General features: G+C 37.2%; 33 protein-coding genes. 18 read left to right on the forward strand and 15 right to left on the reverse strand.

The genetic code is table 11. The annotated features are described in order from the left end of the window. Nucleotides 1-399 precede the first annotated feature (399 nt). Nucleotides 400-1,425 carry an ABC transporter permease gene (locus MKY27_RS05850; RefSeq protein WP_339198507.1) on the forward strand — a complete coding sequence of 342 codons (1,026 nt, stop codon included), beginning with the start codon at nt 400-402 and terminating at the stop codon, nt 1,423-1,425. A 54-nt stretch (nt 1,426-1,479) separates the two neighbouring features. Continuing rightward, nucleotides 1,480-2,019, forward strand: coding sequence for a PadR family transcriptional regulator (locus MKY27_RS05855; RefSeq protein WP_339198510.1), 540 nt, complete (start codon nt 1,480-1,482; stop codon nt 2,017-2,019). Between the two features lie 119 nt (nt 2,020-2,138). Here MKY27_RS05855 and MKY27_RS05860 read toward each other — a convergent pair whose 3' ends face one another. After that, a complete protein-coding gene (locus tag MKY27_RS05860; protein ID WP_339198513.1) occupies nt 2,139-2,897 on the reverse strand; it encodes a glucose 1-dehydrogenase in 759 nt (252 codons plus the stop codon). A 143-nt stretch (nt 2,898-3,040) separates the two neighbouring features. Between MKY27_RS05860 and MKY27_RS05865 the strand changes: the two genes are divergently transcribed. Together MKY27_RS05865 and MKY27_RS05870 are read left to right on the forward strand one after the other, a co-directional pair. Further along, a complete protein-coding gene (locus MKY27_RS05865; RefSeq protein ID WP_339198516.1) occupies nt 3,041-3,595 on the forward strand; it encodes a TetR/AcrR family transcriptional regulator in 555 nt (184 codons plus the stop codon). Nucleotides 3,596-3,795: 200 nt separating this feature from the next. Beyond that, the gene (locus tag MKY27_RS05870; RefSeq protein WP_339199640.1) at nt 3,796-4,008 is read left to right on the forward strand and encodes a hypothetical protein; all 213 of its coding nucleotides are present in this window, start codon (nt 3,796-3,798) and stop codon (nt 4,006-4,008) included. Between the two features lie 135 nt (nt 4,009-4,143). On the opposite strand, the gene MKY27_RS05875 is transcribed toward MKY27_RS05870, so the two are convergent. The 4 genes from MKY27_RS05875 to MKY27_RS05890 form a co-directional block, all read right to left on the reverse strand. Then, complete coding sequence (locus MKY27_RS05875) at nt 4,144-4,410, reverse strand: AbrB/MazE/SpoVT family DNA-binding domain-containing protein (protein ID WP_339198519.1); 267 nt, start codon at nt 4,408-4,410, stop codon at nt 4,144-4,146. 19 nt (nt 4,411-4,429) lie between these two features. Continuing rightward, nucleotides 4,430-4,771 carry a hypothetical protein gene (locus tag MKY27_RS05880; RefSeq protein WP_339198522.1) on the reverse strand — a complete coding sequence of 114 codons (342 nt, stop codon included), beginning with the start codon at nt 4,769-4,771 and terminating at the stop codon, nt 4,430-4,432. Nucleotides 4,772-4,948: 177 nt separating this feature from the next. Then, a complete protein-coding gene (locus MKY27_RS05885; protein WP_339198524.1) occupies nt 4,949-5,320 on the reverse strand; it encodes a hypothetical protein in 372 nt (123 codons plus the stop codon). 202 nt (nt 5,321-5,522) lie between these two features. Beyond that, nucleotides 5,523-6,101: a dienelactone hydrolase family protein gene (locus MKY27_RS05890; RefSeq protein WP_339198527.1), complete on the reverse strand. Its 579-nt coding sequence runs from the start codon at nt 6,099-6,101 to the stop codon at nt 5,523-5,525. A gap of 568 nt (nt 6,102-6,669) precedes the next feature. Between MKY27_RS05890 and MKY27_RS05895 the strand changes: the two genes are divergently transcribed. Then, entirely contained in the window at nt 6,670-7,086 is a 417-nt protein-coding gene (locus MKY27_RS05895; RefSeq protein WP_339198530.1) for a VOC family protein, read from the forward strand. A 140-nt stretch (nt 7,087-7,226) separates the two neighbouring features. Here the strand turns inward: MKY27_RS05895 and MKY27_RS05900 are convergent, their stop codons facing one another. Next, a complete protein-coding gene (locus MKY27_RS05900; RefSeq protein WP_014824333.1) occupies nt 7,227-7,403 on the reverse strand; it encodes an aspartyl-phosphate phosphatase Spo0E family protein in 177 nt (58 codons plus the stop codon). A gap of 377 nt (nt 7,404-7,780) precedes the next feature. On the opposite strand from MKY27_RS05900, the gene MKY27_RS05905 reads away from it, so the two are divergent. Genes MKY27_RS05905 through MKY27_RS05915 form a run of 3 tightly spaced genes read left to right on the forward strand, consistent with a single transcriptional unit; the run spans nt 7,781 to nt 11,048 of the window. Further along, complete coding sequence (locus tag MKY27_RS05905; RefSeq protein ID WP_339198532.1) at nt 7,781-8,896, forward strand: ABC transporter; 1,116 nt, start codon at nt 7,781-7,783, stop codon at nt 8,894-8,896. Between the two features lie 11 nt (nt 8,897-8,907). Continuing rightward, entirely contained in the window at nt 8,908-10,122 is a 1,215-nt protein-coding gene (locus MKY27_RS05910; protein WP_339198535.1) for an ABC transporter permease, read from the forward strand. A gap of 14 nt (nt 10,123-10,136) precedes the next feature. After that, the gene (locus MKY27_RS05915) at nt 10,137-11,048 is read left to right on the forward strand and encodes an ABC transporter ATP-binding protein (RefSeq protein ID WP_339198537.1); all 912 of its coding nucleotides are present in this window, start codon (nt 10,137-10,139) and stop codon (nt 11,046-11,048) included. Between the two features lie 100 nt (nt 11,049-11,148). Here MKY27_RS05915 and MKY27_RS05920 read toward each other — a convergent pair whose 3' ends face one another. Both MKY27_RS05920 and MKY27_RS05925 read right to left on the reverse strand, forming a co-directional pair. Then, nucleotides 11,149-11,658, reverse strand: a complete 510-nt coding sequence (locus tag MKY27_RS05920; RefSeq protein WP_339198539.1) for a DUF3231 family protein — start codon at nt 11,656-11,658, stop codon at nt 11,149-11,151. 283 nt (nt 11,659-11,941) lie between these two features. Next, entirely contained in the window at nt 11,942-12,445 is a 504-nt protein-coding gene (locus MKY27_RS05925) for a CarD family transcriptional regulator (RefSeq protein WP_339198542.1), read from the reverse strand. Between the two features lie 171 nt (nt 12,446-12,616). Here MKY27_RS05925 and MKY27_RS05930 point away from each other — a divergent pair, with 171 nt between their 5' ends. Beyond that, on the forward strand, nt 12,617-13,030 hold the full coding sequence (locus MKY27_RS05930) for a MarR family transcriptional regulator (RefSeq protein WP_339198545.1): 414 nt from the start codon (nt 12,617-12,619) through the stop codon (nt 13,028-13,030). Between the two features lie 81 nt (nt 13,031-13,111). On the opposite strand, the gene MKY27_RS05935 is transcribed toward MKY27_RS05930, so the two are convergent. Next, nucleotides 13,112-13,675 (reverse strand): nitroreductase family protein, encoded by a 564-nt coding sequence (locus tag MKY27_RS05935; RefSeq protein WP_339198548.1) that lies wholly within the window; start codon nt 13,673-13,675, stop codon nt 13,112-13,114. 349 nt (nt 13,676-14,024) lie between these two features. Between MKY27_RS05935 and MKY27_RS05940 the strand changes: the two genes are divergently transcribed. Beyond that, a complete protein-coding gene (locus MKY27_RS05940; protein ID WP_079525806.1) occupies nt 14,025-14,225 on the forward strand; it encodes a cold-shock protein in 201 nt (66 codons plus the stop codon). A 142-nt stretch (nt 14,226-14,367) separates the two neighbouring features. On the opposite strand, the gene MKY27_RS05945 is transcribed toward MKY27_RS05940, so the two are convergent. From MKY27_RS05945 to MKY27_RS05970, 6 genes are all read right to left on the reverse strand, one after another. Next, nucleotides 14,368-14,550, reverse strand: a complete 183-nt coding sequence (locus MKY27_RS05945) for a hypothetical protein (RefSeq protein WP_254865311.1) — start codon at nt 14,548-14,550, stop codon at nt 14,368-14,370. A 219-nt stretch (nt 14,551-14,769) separates the two neighbouring features. Beyond that, a complete protein-coding gene (locus tag MKY27_RS05950; protein WP_339199643.1) occupies nt 14,770-15,114 on the reverse strand; it encodes a glycerophosphodiester phosphodiesterase family protein in 345 nt (114 codons plus the stop codon). Beyond that, nucleotides 15,110-15,469: a glycerophosphodiester phosphodiesterase family protein gene (locus MKY27_RS05955; RefSeq protein WP_339198552.1), complete on the reverse strand. Its 360-nt coding sequence runs from the start codon at nt 15,467-15,469 to the stop codon at nt 15,110-15,112. Before MKY27_RS05955 ends, MKY27_RS05950 begins: the two co-directional genes overlap by 5 nt. A gap of 14 nt (nt 15,470-15,483) precedes the next feature. Next, complete coding sequence (locus MKY27_RS05960) at nt 15,484-15,759, reverse strand: excalibur calcium-binding domain-containing protein (protein WP_339198555.1); 276 nt, start codon at nt 15,757-15,759, stop codon at nt 15,484-15,486. Nucleotides 15,760-15,846: 87 nt separating this feature from the next. Then, nucleotides 15,847-16,623: an SDR family oxidoreductase gene (locus MKY27_RS05965; RefSeq protein WP_339198558.1), complete on the reverse strand. Its 777-nt coding sequence runs from the start codon at nt 16,621-16,623 to the stop codon at nt 15,847-15,849. A gap of 142 nt (nt 16,624-16,765) precedes the next feature. Then, complete coding sequence (locus tag MKY27_RS05970) at nt 16,766-17,014, reverse strand: ferredoxin (protein WP_008404945.1); 249 nt, start codon at nt 17,012-17,014, stop codon at nt 16,766-16,768. 102 nt (nt 17,015-17,116) lie between these two features. Between MKY27_RS05970 and MKY27_RS05975 the strand changes: the two genes are divergently transcribed. From MKY27_RS05975 to sleB, 8 genes are all read left to right on the forward strand, one after another. After that, entirely contained in the window at nt 17,117-18,157 is a 1,041-nt protein-coding gene (locus MKY27_RS05975) for a helix-turn-helix domain-containing protein (RefSeq protein WP_339198561.1), read from the forward strand. Beyond that, nucleotides 18,154-19,599: an ATP-dependent DNA helicase RecQ gene (locus MKY27_RS05980; RefSeq protein WP_339198564.1), complete on the forward strand. Its 1,446-nt coding sequence runs from the start codon at nt 18,154-18,156 to the stop codon at nt 19,597-19,599. Before MKY27_RS05975 ends, MKY27_RS05980 begins: the two co-directional genes overlap by 4 nt. 81 nt (nt 19,600-19,680) lie before the next feature. Further along, entirely contained in the window at nt 19,681-20,397 is a 717-nt protein-coding gene (locus MKY27_RS05985) for a LysM peptidoglycan-binding domain-containing protein (protein WP_339198567.1), read from the forward strand. A 177-nt stretch (nt 20,398-20,574) separates the two neighbouring features. Further along, complete coding sequence (locus MKY27_RS05990; protein WP_339198569.1) at nt 20,575-21,330, forward strand: metallophosphoesterase; 756 nt, start codon at nt 20,575-20,577, stop codon at nt 21,328-21,330. Between the two features lie 41 nt (nt 21,331-21,371). Next, complete coding sequence (locus tag MKY27_RS05995) at nt 21,372-22,337, forward strand: YpdA family putative bacillithiol disulfide reductase (protein WP_339198572.1); 966 nt, start codon at nt 21,372-21,374, stop codon at nt 22,335-22,337. Between the two features lie 12 nt (nt 22,338-22,349). Next, nucleotides 22,350-23,315, forward strand: coding sequence for an asparaginase (locus MKY27_RS06000; protein WP_339198574.1), 966 nt, complete (start codon nt 22,350-22,352; stop codon nt 23,313-23,315). Between the two features lie 128 nt (nt 23,316-23,443). Then, nucleotides 23,444-24,118 carry a glutamic-type intramembrane protease PrsW gene (gene prsW, locus MKY27_RS06005; RefSeq protein ID WP_339176579.1) on the forward strand — a complete coding sequence of 225 codons (675 nt, stop codon included), beginning with the start codon at nt 23,444-23,446 and terminating at the stop codon, nt 24,116-24,118. A gap of 168 nt (nt 24,119-24,286) precedes the next feature. Then, on the forward strand, nt 24,287-25,069 hold the full coding sequence (sleB, locus tag MKY27_RS06010) for a spore cortex-lytic enzyme (protein ID WP_339175843.1): 783 nt from the start codon (nt 24,287-24,289) through the stop codon (nt 25,067-25,069). Nucleotides 25,070-25,074 lie beyond the last annotated feature (5 nt).

Here is a 25,074-nt window from a genome sequence, read left to right on the forward strand (position 1 = left end):
TCAGTGTACCTTTTTTGATTTTGAAAAGTCTGTATAAGGTAACGGAGCTTTAAAAATCAAATTAATAAGGAACAATAAATACGTAATAATTTGTATGAAGAGAATGTTAGAAACCCTATAAATCTGACACAGCCTTTAAGGTTTGAAGTAAAAGGAATAATAACTACTCAAATTAGAATATTTTTAATTTGCTTTTCTATAAAAGTATTATAATATACTAAAAGTAATGTACTCAAATTATAGTGTATTGAATTACAGAAATGGTAGGGATAGTATTTAATGAAATTTAAGCAGTTTACGAGACATTAAGGTTTTGGAGCCTCAGTATTTATGGGGATTTTTTATGCTGTGGCAATGCTAGTTATCTTTTTAATTGGCTATACAGCAATACCAGGGTAAATGGATCAATTAAAGATTGCGCTTGTTAACGAGGACGCTGGAGAAACTGGCATACAAATCGCAAAACAGTTAAGCGAGAGCTTACCGTTTGAAATTGAATCAGATTACTCAAACGAAAAAGCATTACAAAAGTTAGAAGACAATAAAATTGCTCTTTTAATTCATATTCCAGAAAATTTTTCTGCAAGTGCACAAAAGGGTGAATCGGCTGAAATTAATTTCACAGTTAATGAAGCTTCAGCAACGATGGTATCATCATCAATGAGCACAATTGTAAAGGAAATTAATCAGCAGTTAAGTACAAGCTTTTCAACACAAACAGCACAAGGCATTTTAATGAATATGAATGTACCAGAAGAGCAAGCTGCCGCAATGGCACAGCAAATTGAAAATGCATATGTTGGAAATTATGTTATTATAAATGATGTACCAGACGGAATGCATAATAGTATGTTACCAATGTTTTTAACAATGGCATGTTATGTTGGGGCGATGATTGCATCGATGCAATTAGTACAAGTATATAAACATAACCGTGGTAAGGCATCACGCTTCAAGTTATTTGGTTATGTACAATTATCAGCGCTTATTATTGCGATTGTTTCAACAATTTTTGCATTAATTGTAGCATATTTGATTACAGATTTAGATACAGCTGTTATGCTGAAAGTAGCAGGTCAGCAAGTTTTATTATATATGGCAGCATTTAATGTATGTGCAATCTTTACGTTCTTAATTGGCGAAGCCGGTATGATTATAAATATCCCAATATTACTTTCACAAACGATTGCCAATGGTGCAACGATACCACGTGAAATGATGTATGGTTATTATGAAGTTGTCAGCTACATTACGCCGATGTACCATTCAGTTAATTCATATTTTGCCGTGATGTTTGGTTCTACAGATGCTTCACCATTTGTATGGGGGCTAGTCGCTGTAGGCGTAGGAGCGCTAATTATTAACTTATTGGTAGTGACTGTGTTGCACCGAAAAGAACCAGCGCCACGTTCAATTATTCAATAAAATGTTGAGTTGCAATCGATATTGGTTGCAGCTCTTTTTTTAGGGGGAGAAAAGTTGTCAATTCAAATTTATATTTTGAGCAAATTAATGGAGGGGGATAGCTACCCTTACCAATTAAAAAAAGGGTTATCGGAACCAGTAGCGTTTGATAAAATGGCGAATATTTCAGAAAGTAAGCTTTATTATCATTTCGAGTCATTATCAAAGCAAGGACTTATTGCACCAATTGAAATTATTAAAGAAGACAATCGTCCGGATAAGCATCTTTATTCGATTACAGATAAAGGGCGTACAGTATTACCGAAGAAAATTTACGAGGTCTTTGAAAAAGCAACAAAAATGTCAGAGGTTATTATAGGTCTAATGTTTGTGCGATATGTAGAAGTTGAAAAGGTAATTGCAATTATTCAAGTGAAAAAGCTATATTTAGAAAATAAGTACGAAAAGCTCGTGTCAATATACGATGATACGCACGTACCCAAACATATGGAAGCCCATGTAGATTTAGCGAACGATTATTTTACAGACATGTTAAAAAGGGAAATTGAGTGGTTTCAACGAGTAATTGAATCGTTACAAAATGAAAATAAATGAGTATATATAATATAAAAACTGCATTTCCATATGATAATTTGAAATGAATTAATATGGGAATGCAGTTTTTAATTGTTATTAGTAGAAATTTAATTTAGAAGAAAATTAATAAACGACTATTAATAAGCAGTCCAACCGCCATCAGCAACGATTACTTGACCCGTTATAAAGCTTGAATCATCCGAACCTAAGAATAACGCTAATTGTGCGACTTCTTCTGGTTCACCTAGACGAGGCATTGTATCTTTACCAGTCATTTGACGGCCAAATCCGAACTGTGAAACACCTGTCATAGAGTTTTGGATATTTGTTTTTACGCCACCTGGTGCGATTGCGTTACAACGAATACCTGAATTTGCGTACATATAACCAGTATTTTTTGTTAGACCAACAACTGCGTGTTTAGAAGCTGTATAAGCTGCTCCACCACGCGTACCACGTAAACCGGCAGCTGAAGTATTATTGACAATAACACCATGACCTTGTTCTAAGAAGATGTTCACAGCGATTTGCATTGCTTGCATTGTTCCTACAGTATTGACAGCGAAAATACGGTTCCATTTAGCAAAGTCGACTTCACCAACTGGCTCCATGCCGTCCATAATACCAGCGTTATTTACTAAAATATCTAATTGACCGAAAGCTGCTTTTGTTTCTTCAAACATACGCTCGATATCAGCAAGTTCTGCTACGTTCGCTTGGTTTGCGATTGCTTGGCCACCAGCTGCTATGATTGCGTCAGCTACAACTTTAGCGCCTTCACCATTGTAGTCAGAAACAACAACTTTTGCTCCTTCTTTTGCATATAATTCTGCGATTGCTTTTCCCATGCCAGATGCAGCGCCTGTTACAATAGCTACTTTATTTTCTAATTTCATTTGAAAATTACCTCCTAAGGAAAATTGTACAGTTGTACATTAAAAGTATAATCTAATAAAAGATTAATATTCAACTTACAAAGTAAGAGGATTTGTTAGATATTAAACAAATTATCTGTTTTTGTTAGATAAGGAGATAAAAAATGAATAAACATGATTTAAGAGTTATCAAAACAAAGAAAAATATTCATAATGTTTTATTAGATTTGTTGAAAAAAAAGTCTTTATCTCAAATCAGTATTACAGAGCTTTGTAATTTAGCTGAAATTAGCAGAGGGACCTTTTATTTTCATTATCAAGAAATTGGAGATATCTTAGACGAAATTTTTGAAAAGACCATGCAGGATTTAGAACTTTGGTATAGTGATCCTTTTAAAAATGGGTTTAATATTAATCAAAAAAACTTGGCACCAGGGATGATTAAAATTTTTAACCATGTAAAAAGAAATGAAGCGTTTTATCGAATTATTCTATCGTCTGACATATTTATTAAATATTATTATTTGCTTTATGAAAATATTATGAAGCTTCATAGAGATTTTGGGAGTGGGCAATTCGAACAAAATAAATATACTTTGTCATATTCGGCAAATGGCATTATTGGCCTTATTCTAGAATGGCATAAAGAAGATTTTAACAGTACTGAGGAAGAGATGAACAATCGGTTATATGAAATTCTTAAGTTTAATGATTTGTAGCTGAAAATTATTGGTAAATATTTTCCGGAGGGCAGGCTGAAGGCGTGCTGCTAGGAGGAATTATATACGTTCAACTTATTACAGGGCACTAAATACATGTCGAATACAGAGGATGTAATTCTTTTCATTGAAGATGATGGATTAATAATCCAGCGACTTTCACAAGGGATTTAAGGTCACTATTACAAGCGTTAGGAAACATAAAAGGCTTATTAATTGGTCGTTTCCAAAACGTGAGTAAAGTGACAGAGGAGCAGTTCCCATTCATTTTAAATAAGCATCCTTGGCTAAAACAAATCCTTGTTCTCTTTAATTTGGATTTTGGTCATACACAACCAATTTGCACGCTACCGATTGGTGGGAAGGTTCGCATTGATACAAGTAACGAGGGAATTCAAATAATCGAATTTTAATTGATGTATTCTATTTGGATACATACATAATTTACACAAAGCGTCTCTCTTCATTAGAGAGGGCGCTTTGTATGCTTATAACATTGTATTTTTATATTTGCGAAAATGATTCTCGACAAAACCTATAGGATTCAATTATTTCTGTTTCAACTGATTTAGCAACACTTCAGCCCCTTTAGGAGAAAGGGTGATGTGATTAAATAATGTGAAGTTATTTGGTGTAATTTCTCCTGTTACGATGCATGCAGCATTCGAAACGAATTTTCGTAGAATGATTTCCTCACCGTCTACGAAAATTTCAACAGGGTCTTTTTCGTTGATTTCAAGCGTTCTGCGTAGCTCCATTGGAATAACGATACGCCCTAATTCATCGACTTTGCGTACGATGCCCGTTGATTTCATGGTCGTGTCCTCCTAATACTTACTTCTTTTTCTCATTCGATTTCAAAAGCTCTTCTAAACGATTTTCATAAGACGCACGAATACGATCGTTTTCAGTCTGAAGCTCTTGTGTTCGCGTGTTGTATGTATCAAGCTGAGCCTGTAATTTCTCCTGGTATTCACGTTCAGCCTTCACAATGGCACGCTCTAATGCAAGCTCATGACGGTCTTGAAGAAGGGCAGTCGCCTGTTCAGCCTTCGCCTTTTCCTCTGCTAACGCTTTTTCAAGCTCAGTGGCTTTCGCTTCGTTCGCTTTTGCTTCATTTGTAGCAGCCGTTAATGCCTGTTCAAGTTGTTGCTTTTCAGTAGTAGCAGCAGTCAATTTGACAATCTATCAAATGGATTTAGCTAAAATTATAGTTACTTTCAAAAGATTAATTATGCCATCTCAAAATCCATCGTTAATAATATTCCTTATCGTTGTAAATTCGCGAAAATCTGGCTAGACTCCTAATAGCAAATAACATTCCCAACCGACATTGGGAACGTTATATTTTAATTAAATACTTGTAGTATATTTTTCAAGTTGCTTTTCTTTTTGACCTACTAACCCTGTTTTAGAAAACTTGTTGAACTGCTCTTTATCCAAAACCTTTGTTAATTGGTTCATCACCATTTCAGTAATCATATCTTTCATCTCACCCGTACCTTTTTCATTCTCTTTAGATTTAGGTAGCTTCGTTTCTTTAATCATTATTTTCTCGCCATTTACTTTCGTTACGTAATGACGTATATAGCCGTTTTCTTTTTTGATTTCATAGGTTGCTTTGGACTTTTTATTTATATCTAAAAACAAATCATCGGATAAACGATTAGAGCCATCTTTTTTTAAGGAGCTAAGATAATTACTATTTCCTAATTGAATATTCATTGTAACCTCCAATATGTAACATATTTCCTTTTATATCGTCTGTTGTTTACTTAGTTAAAGGGTAATAAAGTTCCTGATATTTGGGGAAATTATCTCGCCTTAACGTTGTAAATCCGCATAAATCTGACGAGACCCCGAATAGATGAACCTAAATTGTTAGTCTAAAACCTAACAATTTGGGTTCAATGCAGATTTGAGAATGTTAATCGAATAAATATCCTGCTAAATCATTAGCTATACGTTCATTGTATTTTGGTGAGTACGGGTCAGCGAAACCATGCGCAGCTTCAACGATATTTATCAATACATTAGGATAAGCTGCAAGACTTATTTTTAAATCGACTGGATTAAAGGATTTTTCTTGTTCACCAAATATTAGAATCGTTTCTGCATTTGGAATTACGTCTGTATATTGTCGAATTCGTGAACCATAAAAGCCAATTACTTTATGTACAGAACGGTTATTACTGCAAAGCCAAGCAATTGTCGCACCAATACTAAAGCCGATAATACGTATGTGGGCATATTCTTTTGATAAATCATTTATTAAAGCATTTATTTTACTCTTCGCTTTTTCAAATCCGATATTTTCCATGAAGTTTTTGTATGCTAGCTCTTCATCTTCATATGCGAATGCAGTGGTTCCTTGCAATAGGTTTGGGACATATACATCAAACCCCTTTTCATATAAAGCCTTTGCATAGTAATCCATATGCGAATTAATGCCATAAATTTCGTGAAGTAAAATAACACATTGACTTGAATTTTGTTTTAATTCCACCCAGACACGCCTCCCTTAACATTTAAGATATATTGTAAATGTTCTTGGATATTAAAGATATATTTTGGTTCCCAAACCGACGTTTGGTAACATAATTTTCTAGTCCTGTACTCAAAATCGTATTTGTGCTTCTTTTTTATGTAAGGTAGTAGACCACATGAATATGACGAACCCTTATTCCACAATCTGGGCGCGATTATTGAAGAAGAGTTCCTAGGGCAAACAGTGTGTATGACACTTACCAATATGCATATTTTCTTGTATAAAATTTGCCCACAAATTGCCCACAAACTTATAACTTTCTACAGTGTATTATAATGAACGAACTTCTCAAAACATTGATTTATCAACATTCCTAGTGAACTGAATTACCACCTATTATATAGGAACAGAATCCGCACATCTGTACACCAGTGGGAACGCGACCAATATATGAAGATGTACTAAGAGGAAAGCGTTGGGGCTATTGGCTCCAACGCGTTTTTCTGTATAAGCTTATGTTCTTTATTTCATCCGAATGTTGTAGAGTTTTTTCCTTCCTTTCCTTCTAAAATGAAAGAAGGAGGGGATGTATTTGAAAGAGTGGACTGAAACATTACATGTAGCGCAACTTCGTATCGCACGGCCGACCGATCAAATAGAACAGATAGAACGTTTTTATTGTGAAGGTCTCGGGCTTAAAAAACTTGGAGGCTTTAAAGGGCATGAAGGATACACGGGTATTATGATCGGCTTGCCGGATGCATCATATCATCTGGAGTTTACCGAACATATTGACGGAAGTCCATGTCCTGCACCAACGGAAGATAATTTGCTTGTATTTTATATGCCTAATGTTGAGCAAATTCAAGCAGTAAAGGCTCGACTCGCTAGTATGGGCTACTACGAGGTACCGCCTGAAAATCCGTATTGGGAAGAAAAAGGTGTGACGATTGCGGACCCCGACGGCTGGCGTATAGTATTGATGAATACAAATGGGATTTAAGCGTGGGCACACCACTAAATAAAAACAGATTAAAAAGAAAGCGTTGGGGCTGTATGCTCCAACGCTTTTTGTTAATAAAACATAAATATGGCAGGTTCATGTACGAACCTGAACAACATTATTTATGTATTCTCTCTATTTTATGCCGCAGTATCCGAATACTTATTAAGTAACTCATCTAATTCTTGGCTGCAATGTACTACTTCAGGGTGTGTGAATCCTAGATCATTTGCTTTTTTGTACATGTCTTTTCTTTTAGATTCAATTCTTATTCTCAATCTTAGCCTAAATATTTTTTTGAAAAATAAAAATCTCATTGCTAAATGTAAGTTCCTTTCTGAAGTATTACGCTGTTTTATTATTTACGAGTTAAATTAAACAGCGCCCATTCATCGTAACGTATTAAAAAAAAATAAAGTGTCGAAATGTGGTAGAAATAAAAAGTTCATAAATTTGTAAAAAATAGGTGTATTATACAAAAATAATTTCATCTCATCTTGACTTCAATTGTGAAACGAAATAATTAAAAAGAGTGTTGATTTAACAAAGGTTTGTTTTCCTTTTTTTTGAAAATTTACCTTTTAGTTTGTAAATTATTAATTGATAGATTATTCTAATAAAGTACCCGAAAAATCGAAATTTAGGTTTGTAACCGTTTTCAATGTCGATATATAGAAGGGGGAGGAGATTACACATGTTGCAGGCATTAAAAGTTGGATTACTAATCGAACGCTCCAACCGAAAAAATATTATTGCGTTACTCGCAGTGATCGTCATTGTGTTTGGATGTATGTTTTTTATTAAGGCGCAGTCCATAGGGGATCAGCTCAATGAAAAAAAGGGTGACTATTACAGTTCGCGTGCGGTATTAGCCAAGTTCCAAGTCCAGGATGCTTCCAGGGACGGGGATGGCAGTGATTTATTTAAAAATCTGACTCAGCAGAAAAGTGCTGTCGCATTACAAATTGCTTCATTAACTGTAGAAAACTATCCGATGTATTATGAGGCTTCCTACCGTATTGCGGAGCTGCGGCAACAAGCTTTTAATATGGAAGAGTACGAAAAAGTGAAGGATTTGCTGCCTTCCAAGTTCCAAAATTCAATGAATTACTTATATTTTAAAACGATGTACGAATCGGGTAAAAATACGATTAGCGATATCTCTCATTACATACCGTTTTTGTTGTATTTCTTTAGCTTAGTAGGTGTTGGCTGGTACATATTTATGAGTTTCTATACGAGTTCGATTTTACTGGATGATTTTGAGCATTCAAGCATTATAAAAGGCTACCCGGTCCGTTTTGACCAGTATGTGATATCGAAATGTATCATTGCCTTTTTGTATGTTGTCGCGTTTATTGCGCTCATTTTTATCAGTGCTACGCCATTGCTATTTAATGGGTTGGGAGACGGTTCCGAAAAAGTGACTGTGTATTTAGGGGACCCGGCATTAATTTCAAGTGTGCAATATATTGCGCTATGTATTGTCTACATGCTCGTCATTTCGATATTTGTCATGCTCTTATCGATTATTTTAAATGTACTGCTGAAAAATATGTATCTGACATTATTTGTCCATTTTATTCTATTCTTTTTACCTATTATTTTCCCTTCAATTATTAGTGTGCTTCCGTACAGTCCATTCCATTTCATGAATTTTAATGAAATTTTAAGTGGAATGCCGTTGGATTTAGTGCGTCCTGTGGATGTAACGATGAATATCGGGTTACTGATTATGAGTATTTGTATTTTAATCATGTTATTTGTCATCAAAACATTCTTCTCTACAGGAAAAATTAAAAGGGCCTAGGGGGGAAAGATATGTACGGATATTTTAAATTTGAACTGAAACAGTTTTTTACGAATAAGAAAAACTTGGCGATCTATTTTCTCTTGGCATTTGCTGCGCTATTTTATGCGTTTAAGATTGCACCTGCCTATGATCCGATTGAAAAGGTCGATCGCGAGGAAATAGAAGCCCGCTATTTAACGCGTCAGGAATTTATTGATGATTTAAGTAAGAGGAACTTAAGGGAAATACATCCGACATCAGTTAGAGCATATTATGATTTTGCTGATATCAACCCGCTGGATAAGGCAAGAATGGATGCCCTTGATGCAAATGATCTGAAAAAGTATGCGGAAGTGACAAGCGCCTGGTATCTTCAAATGAACTATTTGACTTTTTATAATGAGCACCTATTCTATAATGACCGTTATTATGTGGCAGACAGAGAACATGCAAATGTTGAAGGTGCTTTAAATGCAATGGATCAACATTACCGGTATGGTGCTTTTAATGAGGCGAATTACGAGCTGTCGATTGGCGTTTTTGAGCAACGTACGGCATTGCAGACGCTTGAACGACTTCTGAAAGGTCCGCTTCCGTTAATTTTAATTATATGTACCTTATTACTGGCGGTCGATATTGTGACGAAGGATCGCCGACACCCGTCTGTGCTGAAAGGTTTCCCGATTGCGGACTGGAAAAAGTTGCTCATGAAAATAGGTGTTGCTTTTATCGGCAGTATCGCTTTATTTGTACCTTTACTTATTGGTTTTATGATAATCGGGGCTCAATCAGGTTTCGGCCATCTTAAACTGCCATCACCTGAGTATGCTTTGAATTTCATGCAAATAGGGAATGAGAGTTTAGCTAATATGATGACATTGGGCATGTTTTTGGGTCGGTCTTTATCATTACTGATTGTATGGTTCATTGTCATTATCAATGTTGTGGTTTTATGCAGTGTACTGTTCCGCCAAGAAATGGTGAATTTGGCAGTCGGACTATTCGTCATTTTTGGCGAAAAGTTTTATATGAACCGCGGTATCGGGTATTTCTGGGAAGTGGAAAAAGTACCGACAACGTATATCCATGTCGGAAAAGTTGTGTCGAGTTATCAGAACTATTTTTTAGGAAGTGAAAATGTTGATTATCAACTTGGCCTGCTGTTATTGTCAATTTGCGCAGTTGTCCTATTGGTCATTGCACTGCTCATTTCACTTAATAAACGGTTCAAGCTTGTAAAATAGAGGGGGGACAACGAATGATTGCTATTGAAAATATTACCGTTCAGTTTGCGGATAAAAAAGTGCTTAATGATATTTCGATCAAGTTTGAACAGGGTGAGATGATCGGGTTAGTAGCACCGAACGGAACCGGAAAATCTACTTTGATGAATGTCATAATGAACTATTTGCAGCCAACAAGCGGGAAAGTATCGTTTAACGGTAATCTTAGCTATTCGAGTAAATCAAATGAAGTAAAAATTCACGAGTTTGTGTCGATGATGCCGGATCAAAGTGATTTATATAACCATTTAAGTGGACGTGCCCATTTAAAAATGTTCGCAACGATGTGGAAGTCCGACCCGAAGCTGATTGACGAAACGATAGAAGCGCTGAATATGGGGCATTATGTTAATAAAAAAACAGGTACCTATTCACTCGGCATGCGTCAGCGACTTTGTTTTGCAATGCAAATTGTAGCGAACACGGAAATTATGATGATGGATGAAGTCATGAACGGGCTCGACCCAAATAATATTGAAGTCATTTCGAAGATTTTAATGAAGAAAAAGGCCGAGGGGAAAATGATTATTATCGCTTCGCATTTGCTCGATAACTTGGAGAAGTATGCAGATCGGATTTTCCTTTTCAATGGAGGCAAATTGGTCGATACGAATGAAATTATTGAAGGATTCAGCCAGGCAAAAATTAAAACAGTACGGATAAAAAATATGGAAGAATCCGTTAAAGCACTGTTAAAAGAGAAATATCCGCTGATTGAGCAGCAAACACTCGTTACGGATATGACATTGCTGCATCTTCCTCATTCGGAACCGATGCTGTTAAGCGAGCTAACTGAATTTCTGGTAGATAACAATGTAATGGATTTTGCATTTGGTAAAGTGACATTGAATGATTTATATGCCCTTTACTATCATGAAGTTGTATAAAGAATACTAACGAAAAACGCCATTCTTTTTTAGAAATGGCGTTTTTCTCGTATGAATAAGGGGATGATGCGCATAGTAAAATGGGATTTGACTTAATTCATTAATGTAATGGATGGTGCAGATGCAATGGCGGAGGGATTAGCCAGCCTTTTGATTTGTTTAAGCGTAATAGCTTTGCTCCAAGCTGTGCCTTAGCTGTATGGAATTGACCATACATCATTCCGATATCTTCTCGCGTTGTCATACCCATCGCCTGGCTGCATGCAACTAAACCGGCAGCGACATCTACAGATAATGCTGCACTTATTTCAGGATCATTGAATCTTGCTCCTGGCGGGATGTTTTCGATTCGTGCTTCAGGACGTTCCGGTGGTGCAGGAGGAAGTCCAACGCCATTTAATTTAAGGATTTTTTCTAATTGTTTTACTTCTTCTCGAGCAAATTGAACAAAGTCTTCAATTATTTTTTTCAAGTCGTGGTCACCGGCATGATTATAAAAAGTCTGATACCCGGCAATCATACTGTACCCTGCAGCCAAACTTGACCAAATGTTAAAAACTTCTCCATAATGTAACGGTTCATCTTTTGGGTTACCCGTTAAAATTCCCATCATTACACTTCCTTTCAAAATTAGGTGAATCTCATACAACGGTAGTATGAGCAGTAAAAGTGTTTTCATTCATACTTAAATGAAAAACATCATACAAGTCACATAATAATAGAAGTTAAAATTCCTTTTTATTCACCAAAAAATAAGACGCCTGCTATTTAGTTGAATAGCAAACGCCTTATATAATTTTTTATGTATAAAGTGGCAAATCGCTCAGTAACGAACAGTGTTGAAGTAAAATGGATTACTTCAACTCGTTAAAGAAATCAACCTAATTTATAAATCAGTTAGTAGGTCCTTGAACTCTTTTAAAAATCTCTTTTTCAATAGCATCTTTTGGCTTTTTAAGCGCAATTTCCAAGACGTCATAAATAATCGTTGAGAGTTGCTGTAAAATTTGTGAATCTTGAGATGTAATTTTTTTCTCTTCTTTTTGTAATTCCAAGTCTTTTCGTAGGAGTGTATTCATTAATTGTGCCGCTTCTAGATGGTTATTCGCACTTAAGATTTCTGCGTGATTTCTTTGACGGTTTGTACTGCGGTCATTCCATTCACTTGGTTCATTCGAAAAACAATCCATAATTTGAACTGCTTCATCATAGCTCAAAAGTTTTTCAAGTTGTGAGTTCTTACTCTCTACTGGATGATATAGCGTTACTCCCGGTCTGATTTTTGACTGCATAACATAGTAAAGCATAGGCTCTCCTGTGAAGTTTTGTTCTATAATACCATCAATTTGACAAATACCATGGGATTTATAAAACGTTAAGTCACCAATTTTATACATATATACGCCTCCAAAAAAAGTTATACGTTTAATATTAATGTAATTTTGTATTTAAGTCAACTAAGTTGACTTAAATGTCCTATTAGTATCGTGAACTTGAATTAATATTTTTCCTTTAGTATGATGCTTGAGAATATTTAAGTATATGTTGAAAGAAAGAGGGGAGCCCCAATGATTGACTTTATAGAATTATTGTATCGCCAACATAAACAGTTACGCCAAAAGGCAGAAATTATGTGGAATGAAAATAATGACCTTCATATAACGAGTTCGGAATGGTTTGTACTGAAAAACATATTTGAGGGTTATGTAACGGTACCGGAACTAGTAAAAAAATTGGACATTTCAAAGCAGGGGGTTCATAAATTTGTGACTTCCTTACAAGAAAAGGAACTTATTACGACCGAATTAATAAAAGGCTCGAAAGTTCAAAAGAGGGCCCATTTGACTGCAAAAGGAATCGTTATTGTTAATGAAAGCAAAAAGATGGAGTTTAAAATAGAAAAGATGGTAAGGAACACGATCGGAGATAAGGAATATGAACTGTTATTGGAGATGCTTAAAAAGCCGCTTCTAAAAGTTTAAGTTCTATATTAATGGGGGCAACTGAAAAAAACCGCAAGAAAGAACATTTCCTTCATGCGGTTACCTCATCAATTTTAAACCTTATTTAAAAGAACCTTCAAATACAATTTCATTTAATGGACGGCGACCTGATGGCGTTTCACGTGCCTGTAATTCCGGAGACAGCATTTCTTTGTCGCCTTTGTAGCCGATTGCAATAGCTAAATGTACATCAAACGTATCCGGAATGTTAAATGCTTCTTTTGCCACATCCTTATATATACCGCTCATCGGATGTGTGATTAAACCTTCCTTTGCTGCCTGAAGTGACAGGAATCCCCATGCTGTTCCTGCATCAAACTCATGTGAGCCTTTTGTATTGTCAGAAATGACTAATACTAAAACAGGTGCACGGTTTGCCCATACTAAGTTACCTTCCATTAAAACAGGGTGGAACTTTGCTAAATCCTCTTCTGTTTTTGCCACGATAAAGCGCCAAGGCTGGTTGTTGCCTGCTGATGGTGCCCAGCGTGCTGCTTCAAATACACGGTTTAATACATCTTCGGCAACAGGTGTGTCTGCATAGGCACGTGGTGACCACCGATTTAAAAATACTTCAGAAATGTCATGCTCCGCTGTACGGAATTCTTTTGCTTGTAATACCATGAAAAAAATCCTCCTAGTTCTATGTAATACATTTCCTATATTAACCAATGCTAAAATGTAATTGCAAACAAAATGCTTACAAAAAGTAACTAAATAATTTTTAGTTAGTTATTGAGGTGTAAATCCTTTAATCGATAAATAATTGTTAAAGCAGATAAAATTGAATTTATAGTAGACAAATCCGATTATTTACTATATACTAAGGTCAATGAGATAGTTACAAGACATTAAATTCACCTATTACAAAAAGTATTTCGTGGTTTAGTTGGTACTTTTTGTAATATGTGAATTTTTTTCTTTTGGAAGAATTGCGATCTTATTAAATTTAATTAATTGGAGGTCATTTATTATGACACAAGGTACAGTAAAATGGTTTAACTCTGAAAAAGGTTTCGGTTTCATCGAAGTTGAAGGCGGTTCTGACGTATTCGCTCACTTCTCAGCTATTCAAGGTGAAGGTTTCAAAACTCTTGAAGAAGGTCAAAAAGTTGAGTTTTCAGTAGAAGACGGTCAACGTGGACCACAAGCTACAAACATCGTAAAACTTTAATTTTAATGATGTAACTATAGAAGAGGGGGCCTTTTATAAGGAACCCTCTTTTTTTGCGAACTTTTGCACAAAAAAATAAAGCAGTTCAAATTTATGGGGAAGTAAATTTGAACTGCTTTTAATTTTGCTTATTTTTAAGTGCTTATCCGACTAAGTTATGCTTAACTACTTCATAAGCTTGGCAAATATTTTTGTAAGCATCTTTATGTTCAGCAATCATTTCAACTGCAATTTCATATAAGTCAGAGGAGTCTGTTGTAACTAAATCGTTTAGTACTGCAGCCTCCATTTTTTCTACATATGATAAAATTTCTGTATTCATCATTTCATCTCCGAATCTGTTTGTTGTTACTCTTAATATACAGTAAACAGACGTCTGACTTCAAAAGGAATGAGGGTAAAAACGGGTAAAAATTTTAAAGTTTGACGATAAAATGAACTTAACAAAGTTTAGCTATTTGAAAGCGTTTTTCTAGTAATTGTCTAAATATTACATAAAAAAACTGCTGCAAAAGAATTCCTTCGAAACAGTTTTTTCTCATTTTTATAGGTTTACTACATCGGAAAAGATGGCTTCAATTCCAAGTGATTCGAGTTGGCGGGCTACTTTTGCATCATTCACTGTATAAGTTCTGACGGTCATTCCGTTCTTGATCGCTTGCTGAACAATGGAACGCATCCCGTAGTAATAGGGGATATGGATCGCATCCGCGCCAAGCGTCTTGACATAGTCCTCTAAGTTTACAATAAGCGAAGCAAATAGCAGCGCGGTTTTTACATTTGGCATGATTTGCTGAAAACGCGCAATACTTTCATGATTGAAGGAAGAAATAATGACACGGTCTTCTAAGTTAAAGGTATGAATTTCATTAGCAATGAGTGCTTCAATGCCGGGATACTCGAAAAATGTCCGACTTTATCTCGATATTGATTGGGAAGGGCGTTGATTTAAAAATGGCTAAAGTTTCCGCTAATGTAGGTATTGTTTGACCAGCAAACTCCGGAGCAAACCATGAGCCATAATCGAATGCTCGCAGCTCTTCCAGTGTCATATCCTTCACATAGCCTTTACCTGTAGATGTACGGTCAATTGATTCATCATGAATAACGACTAACTGGTTGTCCTTCGTTAAATGGACATCAAATTCAACTCCCCAAATAGCCATTTTTGCAGCTTCCTGAAAAGCGATCATCGTATTTTCGGGGTAGTTGGCACTGTAACCACGGTGAGCGAGAATCTTCATTTCATTCACTTCTCCTATTTTTCGCAAGCAATTCCGTCTTTATCGCGATCACTTTTTTCATTTAATTTGTAAAGCTCAGCTGATACGAAAGGTTTATATTTTGTTTTGCCGCCTTTGTTCGTTGTTTTTGCGTCTTTCGCAACGCCGCCCTTATAAACCTTATTTAATTCTGTGCAGTTTTTATAAGCGACTGCTTTTGTTTTTGTAGCTGCCTCTGCTTCTATTGCCGTAAACGAGAAACCGCTTATTAAGACAGCTCCCATTAATAATCCTGAAATATACTTTTTCATCGTAATGCTCCTTAATAAACAGTATTTTCCAGTATTTTAACATAAAAAAAAGCGAATTCACAAGGGAGGTAGTGAATTCGCTTTTGACTAACCCATAATATTATAACCGCTATCGATATAAATCGTTTCGCCTGTCACACCTCGGGAAAGGTGGCTTAACATCACGATTGTCATGTCAGCTACTTCTTCCTGGTTTGTGTTGCGTTTTAACGGAGAAGTTTCTTCGATTTTATGCAGGATCTGATTGAAACTTGGCACACCTTTTGCTGCCAATGTACGAATGGCACCTGCGGAAATGGCATTGACACGAATATTATCCGCACCGACATCCGCTGCCAAATAGCGCATTGATGCTTCCAGTGCTGCTTTCGCAACGCCCATTACATTGTAGCCGTCAAGAACACGCTGTGCACCTAAATAAGACATCGTTACGATAGAACCGCCTTCAGACATATAAGGTTTTGCAGCTTTTGTTACAGCAATCAGCGAATAGGCACTCGTATCTTGTGCAAAGGCATAGCCATCACGTGTTGTTTCGACGAATCGGTTGTGAAGGTCTTCGGCATGCGCGAAGGCAACAGAGTGGATAATGCCATGAATTACTTTAAATTGCTCGCCGATTTGATTGAATGCTTTTTCAATGCTTTCGTCGCTGTTTACGTCACATTCAATAACTGTTGCATTGTGCTCTTCATAATTTGTTAAAAGCTTTTCGATTTTTCCTTTTGAACGTTCTTTACGATATGTGAAAATGACATTTGCTCCGACATCAAATAGTCGTTTTGCGATGCCCCAAGCAATACTGCGCTCATTGGCAACACCCATTACAACAATATTTTTCCCTTTTAATTGCAATAAATCCATAACGACACCCCTAAAATGATTAGTTAATATTAGTACCTACTACTAATATTAACTATAACATCTCGATTATAGATGCGCAATGAGAAAAAAGGGCAAAATAAAAAACGACCCTTAATTAAGGAATCGTTTCGTATGTTTGTATCTATTCGAATTTTAATGAGTCGCCGTCAAATGTTTCATCTGCAACTTTAATAGAATCTGTTGGACAGCCTTCAAATGCATCTTGCATATCTTCTAGTAGATCTTCTGGAACTTCAGCAGTACCCATGTTATCATCTAAAATAACGAAAGCGATTCCTTCATCATCATAATCATAAATATCCGGTGCAGCAGCGCCACAAGCGCCACATGCGATACAAGTATCTTTATCTACGATAGTATATTTTGGCATTGTTACCTCTCCTTTATCCGTTCGTTTCCATAAAGCTCTTACTTATTCTAATGGTGTTTTCGGCACTTTTCAACCTAATACTACGAAAATGAGGGATTTGACATGCTAATCCAACAAATTCTTTTGAAAATTTTACATACTTTTCAGCAGGAACGCACTGTTTCAGCCGCCTATCACTTATTGAAAGGGAAGCGGTCAGGGCAGACAATTCATGATGTAGGCCTCTTTAATTTATATTCCTACTTTGGGCTGCTCCCAAAACTAGCTCGTCATAAATTCGATGAGCAAATTGATCTCATGTTCGCCAAGAGTATTATTATAATAGAGGAAAACGGTTTTTATACTATGACCGAGCAAGGAAAACAGCTTGCCTCAAAACCTGTGCGTCTTTCGTTTGATGGCTGGCATTACCGTGGCAATGAACATTTGTTTTTCGGCAGACTTTCGCTTATTATTCAAAGCCTGTCGCATCAGCTCCATCAGAAAAAAGCGTTTATCCCGATTGAAAAAAATGAACAAGTACAGCAATGGGTACGTCAATTTTTAGTGCGACACCAATATCAGAAAGGCATGCTGCAACAAGCAATTTACTCGGAAATGTCTGCAAGTTTATCCGAAAGTGCAATCGAAGAAAACATGAAAGACATCCTCATGTACCGATTGACCGGCTATAATGAACCGGGATTTACGTGGCAGCAACTGGCATTTGGCTATAATATGCAGGAAATGGATGTTCAACTGCACTACATTAGCGCATTGCATACTTGGTTGAATGAATTGTACCGTGAAAAAACACAATACCCGCTATTGAATGAAATTATGCAAAATATACGTGTGGAAGTCGTGCTGACTGCTTCGGCAAACGCAACCGCCCAGTTATACAGAACGGGAAGAACATTGGAAGAAATCAGTCATATCCGTCGATTAAAAATGAGTACGATTGAAGATCATATTGTCGAACTTGCGATGAATGAACCGAACTTTTCGATAGAGCCATTTGTATCAAATAAAGAACAGCAACAAATTTTAGGTGCGGTCGAAGCTTACGATACGAAACGATTAAAAACATTGAAAGAATTACTGCCGCAGCTAAGCTATTTTCAACTTCGGCTAACATTGGCGAAAGGAGCGACCCATATATGAATTTACAAAGTGCCTTAAAGCAACATTTCGGCTATGATTCATTCCGGCCAGGACAAGAAGAAATCATCAAAAATATAGTGGCGGGCAGAGATGTTGTGGCCATTTTGCCGACCGGAATGGGGAAATCCCTTTGTTACCAGCTGCCGGGCTATTTATTTCAAAAACCGGTGCTGATTGTGTCGCCGCTATTATCACTCATGCAAGACCAGGTCGATCAGCTAAAGCAAATGGGGGAAAAACGAGTTGTCGCATTGAATTCCTTTTTAACACCAGACCAGAAAAGGTATGCCCTACACTTTTTGGGAGAGTACCGGTTTATTTTCGTATCTCCGGAAATGCTGTTGCAGCCGCAAGTAAAGGCAAGAATTCAAGCGATGGAACTTTCGCTAATTGTTGCGGATGAAGCACATTGTATATCGCAATGGGGATTTGATTTTCGACCGGACTATTTACGGATTGGTGAAATATTATCGGAGTCGAATCGTCCGCCTATTCTTGCATTATCCGCCACAGCAACGGATACGGTTTTGGCGGATATCCAATCCTATTTAAAAATGAATGCACCTTTTCGCTATATGCACGCTGTAAACAGAGACAATATTCATTTAGTGAAAAAACTGTTTTCAGAGCGTGAGGAAAAGATTGAATGGATTATTGAACATGTTAAAAATACAGCCGGCCCGGGTATCATTTATACGCAATCCCGGTCAAAAGCAGAAGCGATCAGTTTACAGCTTCTACAGCAAAATATTTCGGCGGCCGCTTATCATGCCGGGAAGGAAGCGCAGGACCGACAATTTATACAGCAGCAATTTTTAGCAGGCCAGCTTGAATGGATAGTAGCGACAAATGCATTTGGTATGGGTGTCCATAAAGAAAATGTTCGTCAAGTTATTCATGAAACAATGCCTGCAACATTGTCGAACTATATGCAGGAAATTGGGCGGGCTGGTCGTGATGGCAAAAAAGCAGTTGCCTTTTTATTGTATTGTGACGGTGATGAGCAATTTGCAAAATTTATCGCGTCAGAAGATTTGCCGAAAAATATTCATGTGGACCGGTTCACAGAAGTGATGGCTGCTGGTGAACAGCCGCAGTCATTGCTTGCAAACGGGGAAATGTCGGAAGTCGTTTTCCGTGTGCTGAGTTATTGGCTGGCACGTGAATCTGCCGAGGAAGTAAAGAATCGGATGCTGAATTTACAGATTAAGAAATTTGAAGAAGTCCAGCTCGTTTTAAAGCTTATAGAAGGTACAGAATGTATGAGGAAGCAAGTCGTTCAGTACTTTGGTCAGCAATTGACTAAGCAGCAGGAAAATTGCTGTTCCAACTGTGGAATCGATGTGTCTGAACTGGTGGAAGAGAGAGATCCTTCAAAAACTATGATTAAAATGACCAATTGGCAACACCGTCTCAAGAAAATATTGTTAATAAACTCTTAATCTACTATCGAACCGTTTACTTTTATGTAGAAATTGGTCATAATAAAGTTATAATTTTTAGTAGTTGGAGGGGTGAAGGCCATGACAAAAGAAGATTACCGGGAGAAGGTAGAGGAGCATCGTCAAGAGATTGACCTACATAATGAGTCAGGTACAAAAATGTCACGTGTTAGCCGACATCGAAAGAAAAACGGAAAAAAACAAACAAACCCAATTATGACGGTGTTAACAGTTATCTTAATTTTTATCCCTTTAGTTATTCTAGCTTATGTGTGGCTAATCTATGAACCGAACACATCTGCAAGTGAAAATGTAAATGTGGATAAGAAGGATGACTTAGTAGTGGAGATTCAAAAACAGGATCCGAAAACACAGCCAGCTGCTACTAACGATGACGAAGATAAAGAAGAAAAAAATGATGATAATTCGGCCGAAGTGGATGAGGCTAAAGCGAAAGCGGAAAAAGAAAAGTTAGCTGCTGAAGAAGCGAAAAAGGCGGAAGCACAAATCGCAAAAGAAAAAGCTGAAAAAGAAGCGGCAGAAATAAAAAAAGCGGAAGAAGCACAGAAAGTAGCTGCTGCTAAAGCGAAAGAGCAGGAAGCACAGAAAAAAGCTGCTCAGGAAGCGGCTAAAGCACAGCAAAAAACACATACTGTACAATCGACTGACAATCTATACCGCATCGCATTAAAGTACTACGGTAATGGTAGTCCTGAATATGTTAATAAAATAAAAGCTGCCAACAATTTATCAACGGACAGTATTTCGACAGGGCAAGTTTTAGTAATTGTTCCATAATTTTTCTCACTTGTATAATGACTAGTAAAAAGACGAACCGTTCCGGCTCTCGTCTTTTTCTTTATGAAAGAAATTTGTTATTTTAAATACTTAGTAAACACTAGGTGAAATTAAAGGTTATGAAAGCATTACATCAGGCTATTGTGTTATTAGCATTTTTGAATTGGAGGACCGTGTATGGTCATAATAAGTTTTATCGGAATCGCCTGTATTTCAGTGCTTCTCTATATGTATAAAGAAGCACATGAAAATAACATCCGGTCACATGAAGTGAAAGCAATTGGCGATAATGAAACAATCCATCTTTATTTTATATCGGATACACATGCGCGCAAAATTAATGAAGCGATGATTGATTCGATTGATCAAAATATACAGGCTGTCCTCATAGGGGGAGATTTTGTCGATCGTCGGACTTCTGAAGATACAGTGCTCCATAATATACGCATGCTAAAAAAACTGGGCCCTATTTATTTTATATGGGGCAATAATGATATTGAATTCGGTGAACAAAAACTGCGTCAACTGCTGAAAGACCATCAAATCCATATTATTGAGAATGAATCAATCAGTCTCAAAAGCAAAAATAAGCTGTCTGTGAGCGCAGTTTCATATCGTCCGGAAGAACAGAACATCCAGCAGGCAATCGGGCAATGCGAAGAAAAGAACACCGTTTTCATTGCGCATAATCCGGAACTGTTCGGCAAAGTACATAAGCAGTTTCAGCCACTGCTCAGTATTGGGGCACATTTACATGGCGGGCAAATTCGTCTCGGTAAATTCGGACTGCAGCCACACGGATATTTTAAAAAAGTGAAAAACCGCTATGAACTTGTCAGTAACGGGTATGGTACGACGCTTGTCCCGCTGCGTCTCTGTGCAAAGCCGGAAAGTCATCTTATTACAATTAAATTTGAACAAGATGTAAAATGAGAGAAAAGCGATTTATAGGAATTGAATAAGGAGATGTTAGTATGCAAAAGGTAGATGCAATCATTGTTGGTGGAGGTCCATGTGGATTAGCTGCAGCGATTGAACTACAAAATATCGGATTGTCGCCAGTCATTATCGAAAAAGGTAATATTGTCAATGCGATTTACAATTATCCGACACATCAAACTTTTTTTAGTACGAGTGAAAAGCTGGCAATCGGGGATGTGCCGTTTATTATTGAACAACGAAAACCGAAACGCAATCAGGCACTTGTCTATTATCGCGAAGTCGTGAAGGCGAAAAACCTTCAAGTCAATCGTTTTGAAACAGTGGAAAGTGTTAAAAAAACGGATGGTTTATTTCATGTGCGCACTGATAAGGACAGTTATGAAACACCGTATGTAGTCATTGCAACGGGCTATTACGATCATCCGAACTATTTGAATATACCAGGCGAAAATCTTCCGAAAGTGCATCATTATTTTAAGGAAGGACACCCGTTTTTCGATTTGAATGTACTGGTAATCGGCGGGAAAAACTCTGCAATTGATGCAGCATTGGAGCTTAATAAAGCAGGCGCACATGTGACGGTCATCTATCGCGGCAATGATTATTCGCCGAGCATTAAGCCATGGGTATTGCCGGAATTTTTAGGTCTTGTACGAGAAGGCGAGATTTCAATGCACTTCAATACAGAAGTAAAAGAAATCAAAGAAAATGAAGTCATTGTCGAAATCGATGGACAACAAGAAACATTCGCTAATGATGTCGTATTCGCAATGACCGGTTATCACCCTGATCATCGTTTCATTCGTGAAATGGGCGTCGAGATTGATGAACAAACAGGAAGACCGACATTCGATCCTGAAACAATGGAAACAAATGTAGAAAATCTATTTATTGCCGGTGTCATTGCTGCGGGAAATAATGCCAATGAAATCTTTATAGAAAACGGCCGCTTTCATGGAAATATGATTGCTCAAAAAATTGCTCGTCAAACTACATAAGGGGTGAATGTTATGAAGAAAAAAGTAGTGCTGATTACAACAGGTGGAACGATTGCAAGTACACGCAACAAGAAAAATAAACTGGAGTCCGGCAAGCTGGATGGTCAAGCCATTTTATCGATGTGCCAGCTTGAAAATGAGATGGATATTGAACTGATTGATTTATACCAGATTCCATCGATGCATATGACATTCGAAAATTTAAATCTACTGAATCAAACGGTCAAAAATGTATTTGAAGATCAAACGGTGAGCGGGATTGTCATTACACATGGTACGGACAGTTTAGAGGAGACGGCCTACTTTTTAGAGCTGACAATTCATGATGAACGCCCGGTTATTGTAACGGGTTCGCAAAAATCACCAGGCGATATTGGTACAGATGTCTATTCAAATCTCCGGAATTCCTTATTGGTTGCTTCGAATGAAGAGGCGAAAAATATCGGGGTGTGCGTTGTCTTTAATGAAAAAATCATCCATTCCAAATACGTGAAAAAAATGCATTCCTCAAGCATTAACGGCTTTGGATCGATCGGCTATGGGATGCTTGGATTTATCGATAACGACGAGGTCATCATTTACCAGAAGCCAACACATAAAGAAGTATATGATATAAAAGAAAGCTACCCTGCTGTTGAAATTGTATTTGCTTATTTAGGTGCAAGTTCCATTATATTGGATGCCCTCTACGAAGCAGATGTTGAAGGTATTGTGCTGGTCGGAGCAGGTCGAGGTCAAGTTGCACCGAAAATGATGGGCGCAATAGAAAAACTTTGTCAAAAAGGAACGAAAGTTGTGTTAACGACATCGACTGAAGAAGGACGAGTATTCCCGACATATGATTATTACAGCAGTGCGAATTACTTGAAAGATGCCGGCGTTATTATGGGCGGGGACTTTGATCCGAAGAAAGCCCGTATGAAGCTCCTGTTGATGATTGCGAACGGCAATACGGATTTTGATACTTTTATGCATTAATGATAGGAACTCGGCATGGAAATAGCCGAGTTTTTATATTTTCTAGACAAATATTGGGTATGCTACACTGCTTAGAAAAAAATAGTGCTATACTATTTATGAGTCGAGAAACGAGAGGAGCCGGCATGATGTTTATACTATTATCAGCAGCGATTGCGCCGGGTTTAGCCCTTTTAAGCTACTTTTATTTACGCAATGAGATGGATACCGAGCCACGGCGTACATTAATGCATTCTTTCATATATGGCGGGGTTATAACCTTCCCTGTTTTATTTATACAATTTGTCATTAAAGAAGAACAGACATTTTCGAATCCTTATTTTATCAATGCAATATTCACCAGTTCGATAGAAGAATTCGTAAAATGGCTCATTATTTTAGCCGTAATTTTACGCCATATCGAGTTTGACGATCCGTATGACGGTATTTTGTACGGTGCCGCTGTTTCATTAGGATTTGCTACTGTGGAAAACGTCCTCTATTTATTATCTTTTGGGATTGATCAGGCATTTATGCGGGCGTTATTGCCGGTATCGAGTCATGCATTGTTCGGTGTAGTGATGGGTTACTATTACGGAAAAGGAAAATTTTCAAGTGACGAAATACAGAAGAGGTACATTGCGCTTGCCCTCTTTGCCCCAGTAGGTCTTCATATTATGTATAATTCAATTTTAATGTTAGAAGAATACTTTTTGTATGCAATGCTGCCGTTCATGTTATTTTTATGGACGTTTGCATTACGCAAAGTCAAGCAGGCACATGAACATCTAATTGAACACTTATCCCGCAGTAACCATTTCTAAAAGGTTTGCTACAAAAATATTTGTAGCAAACCTTTTTCTATGTAAAAAACGGATTTGCAAACTCAAAATAAGTGACGAAAAACCTCTCTATAAATTGAAAAAAGCAGCTTTCGAATGTATAAACTTTTCAAATTTCTACATCCTACTGAAAAAGGAGTGGAAATGTCAATGAAAAAAATCGTCTTGTTCGTAATCATTATATCAAGTAGTTTTGTAAGTCATACATTTGCATTTTCAGGTCAAGATGTGCAACGAGGTGCATTTGGTGACGATGTAATTGAGTTACAGGCACGACTTCAATATTTAAGTTTCTATCATGGGAAAATTGACGGGAAATTTGGTTACGGAACCTATTGGGCACTTCGTAATTTCCAGGAGCAATACGGGCTTCCTGTAGACGGGATTGCCGGACGTTCTACGAAGGAAAAACTCGAGAATAATTCGGATTTCGACAAAGCGTGGGTTCATAAACAGATTAATGCTGGGAACAGCTTCACGTATTATGGCGGTGTCGCTTTGGAAAATCAGGTGAAAAAAGGTGGAAATGGCGGAAAAAGCTCAAATAGTACAACCTCCATGCAGCTTCCACCAGGCTACACAGAGCAGGATCTTCAAATTTTAGCGAATGCCGTATACGGAGAAGCGCGAGGCGAGCCGTATGAAGGACAAGTTGCTGTTGCAGCCGTAATTTTGAACCGTCTGGAGTCTCCGGAATTTCCGGATACGATTTCGGAAATTATTTTCCAGCCATTAGCTTTCACAGCTGTTGCGGACGGCCAGATTTGGCTTACTCCAAATGAACGTGCCAAACAGGCTGTGTTGGATGCGATAAACGGCTGGGACCCATCCGAGAATGCTCTGTATTATTTTAATCCTGTAACAGCGACAAGTAATTGGATTTGGTCTAGACCTCAAATCAAACAAATTGGTGAGCATATTTTCTGCTTATAGGCGGG

Origin of the sequence: Solibacillus sp. FSL R5-0449, from assembly GCF_037975215.1 — a bacterium.
Lineage (GTDB): Bacteria > Bacillota > Bacilli > Bacillales_A > Planococcaceae > Solibacillus.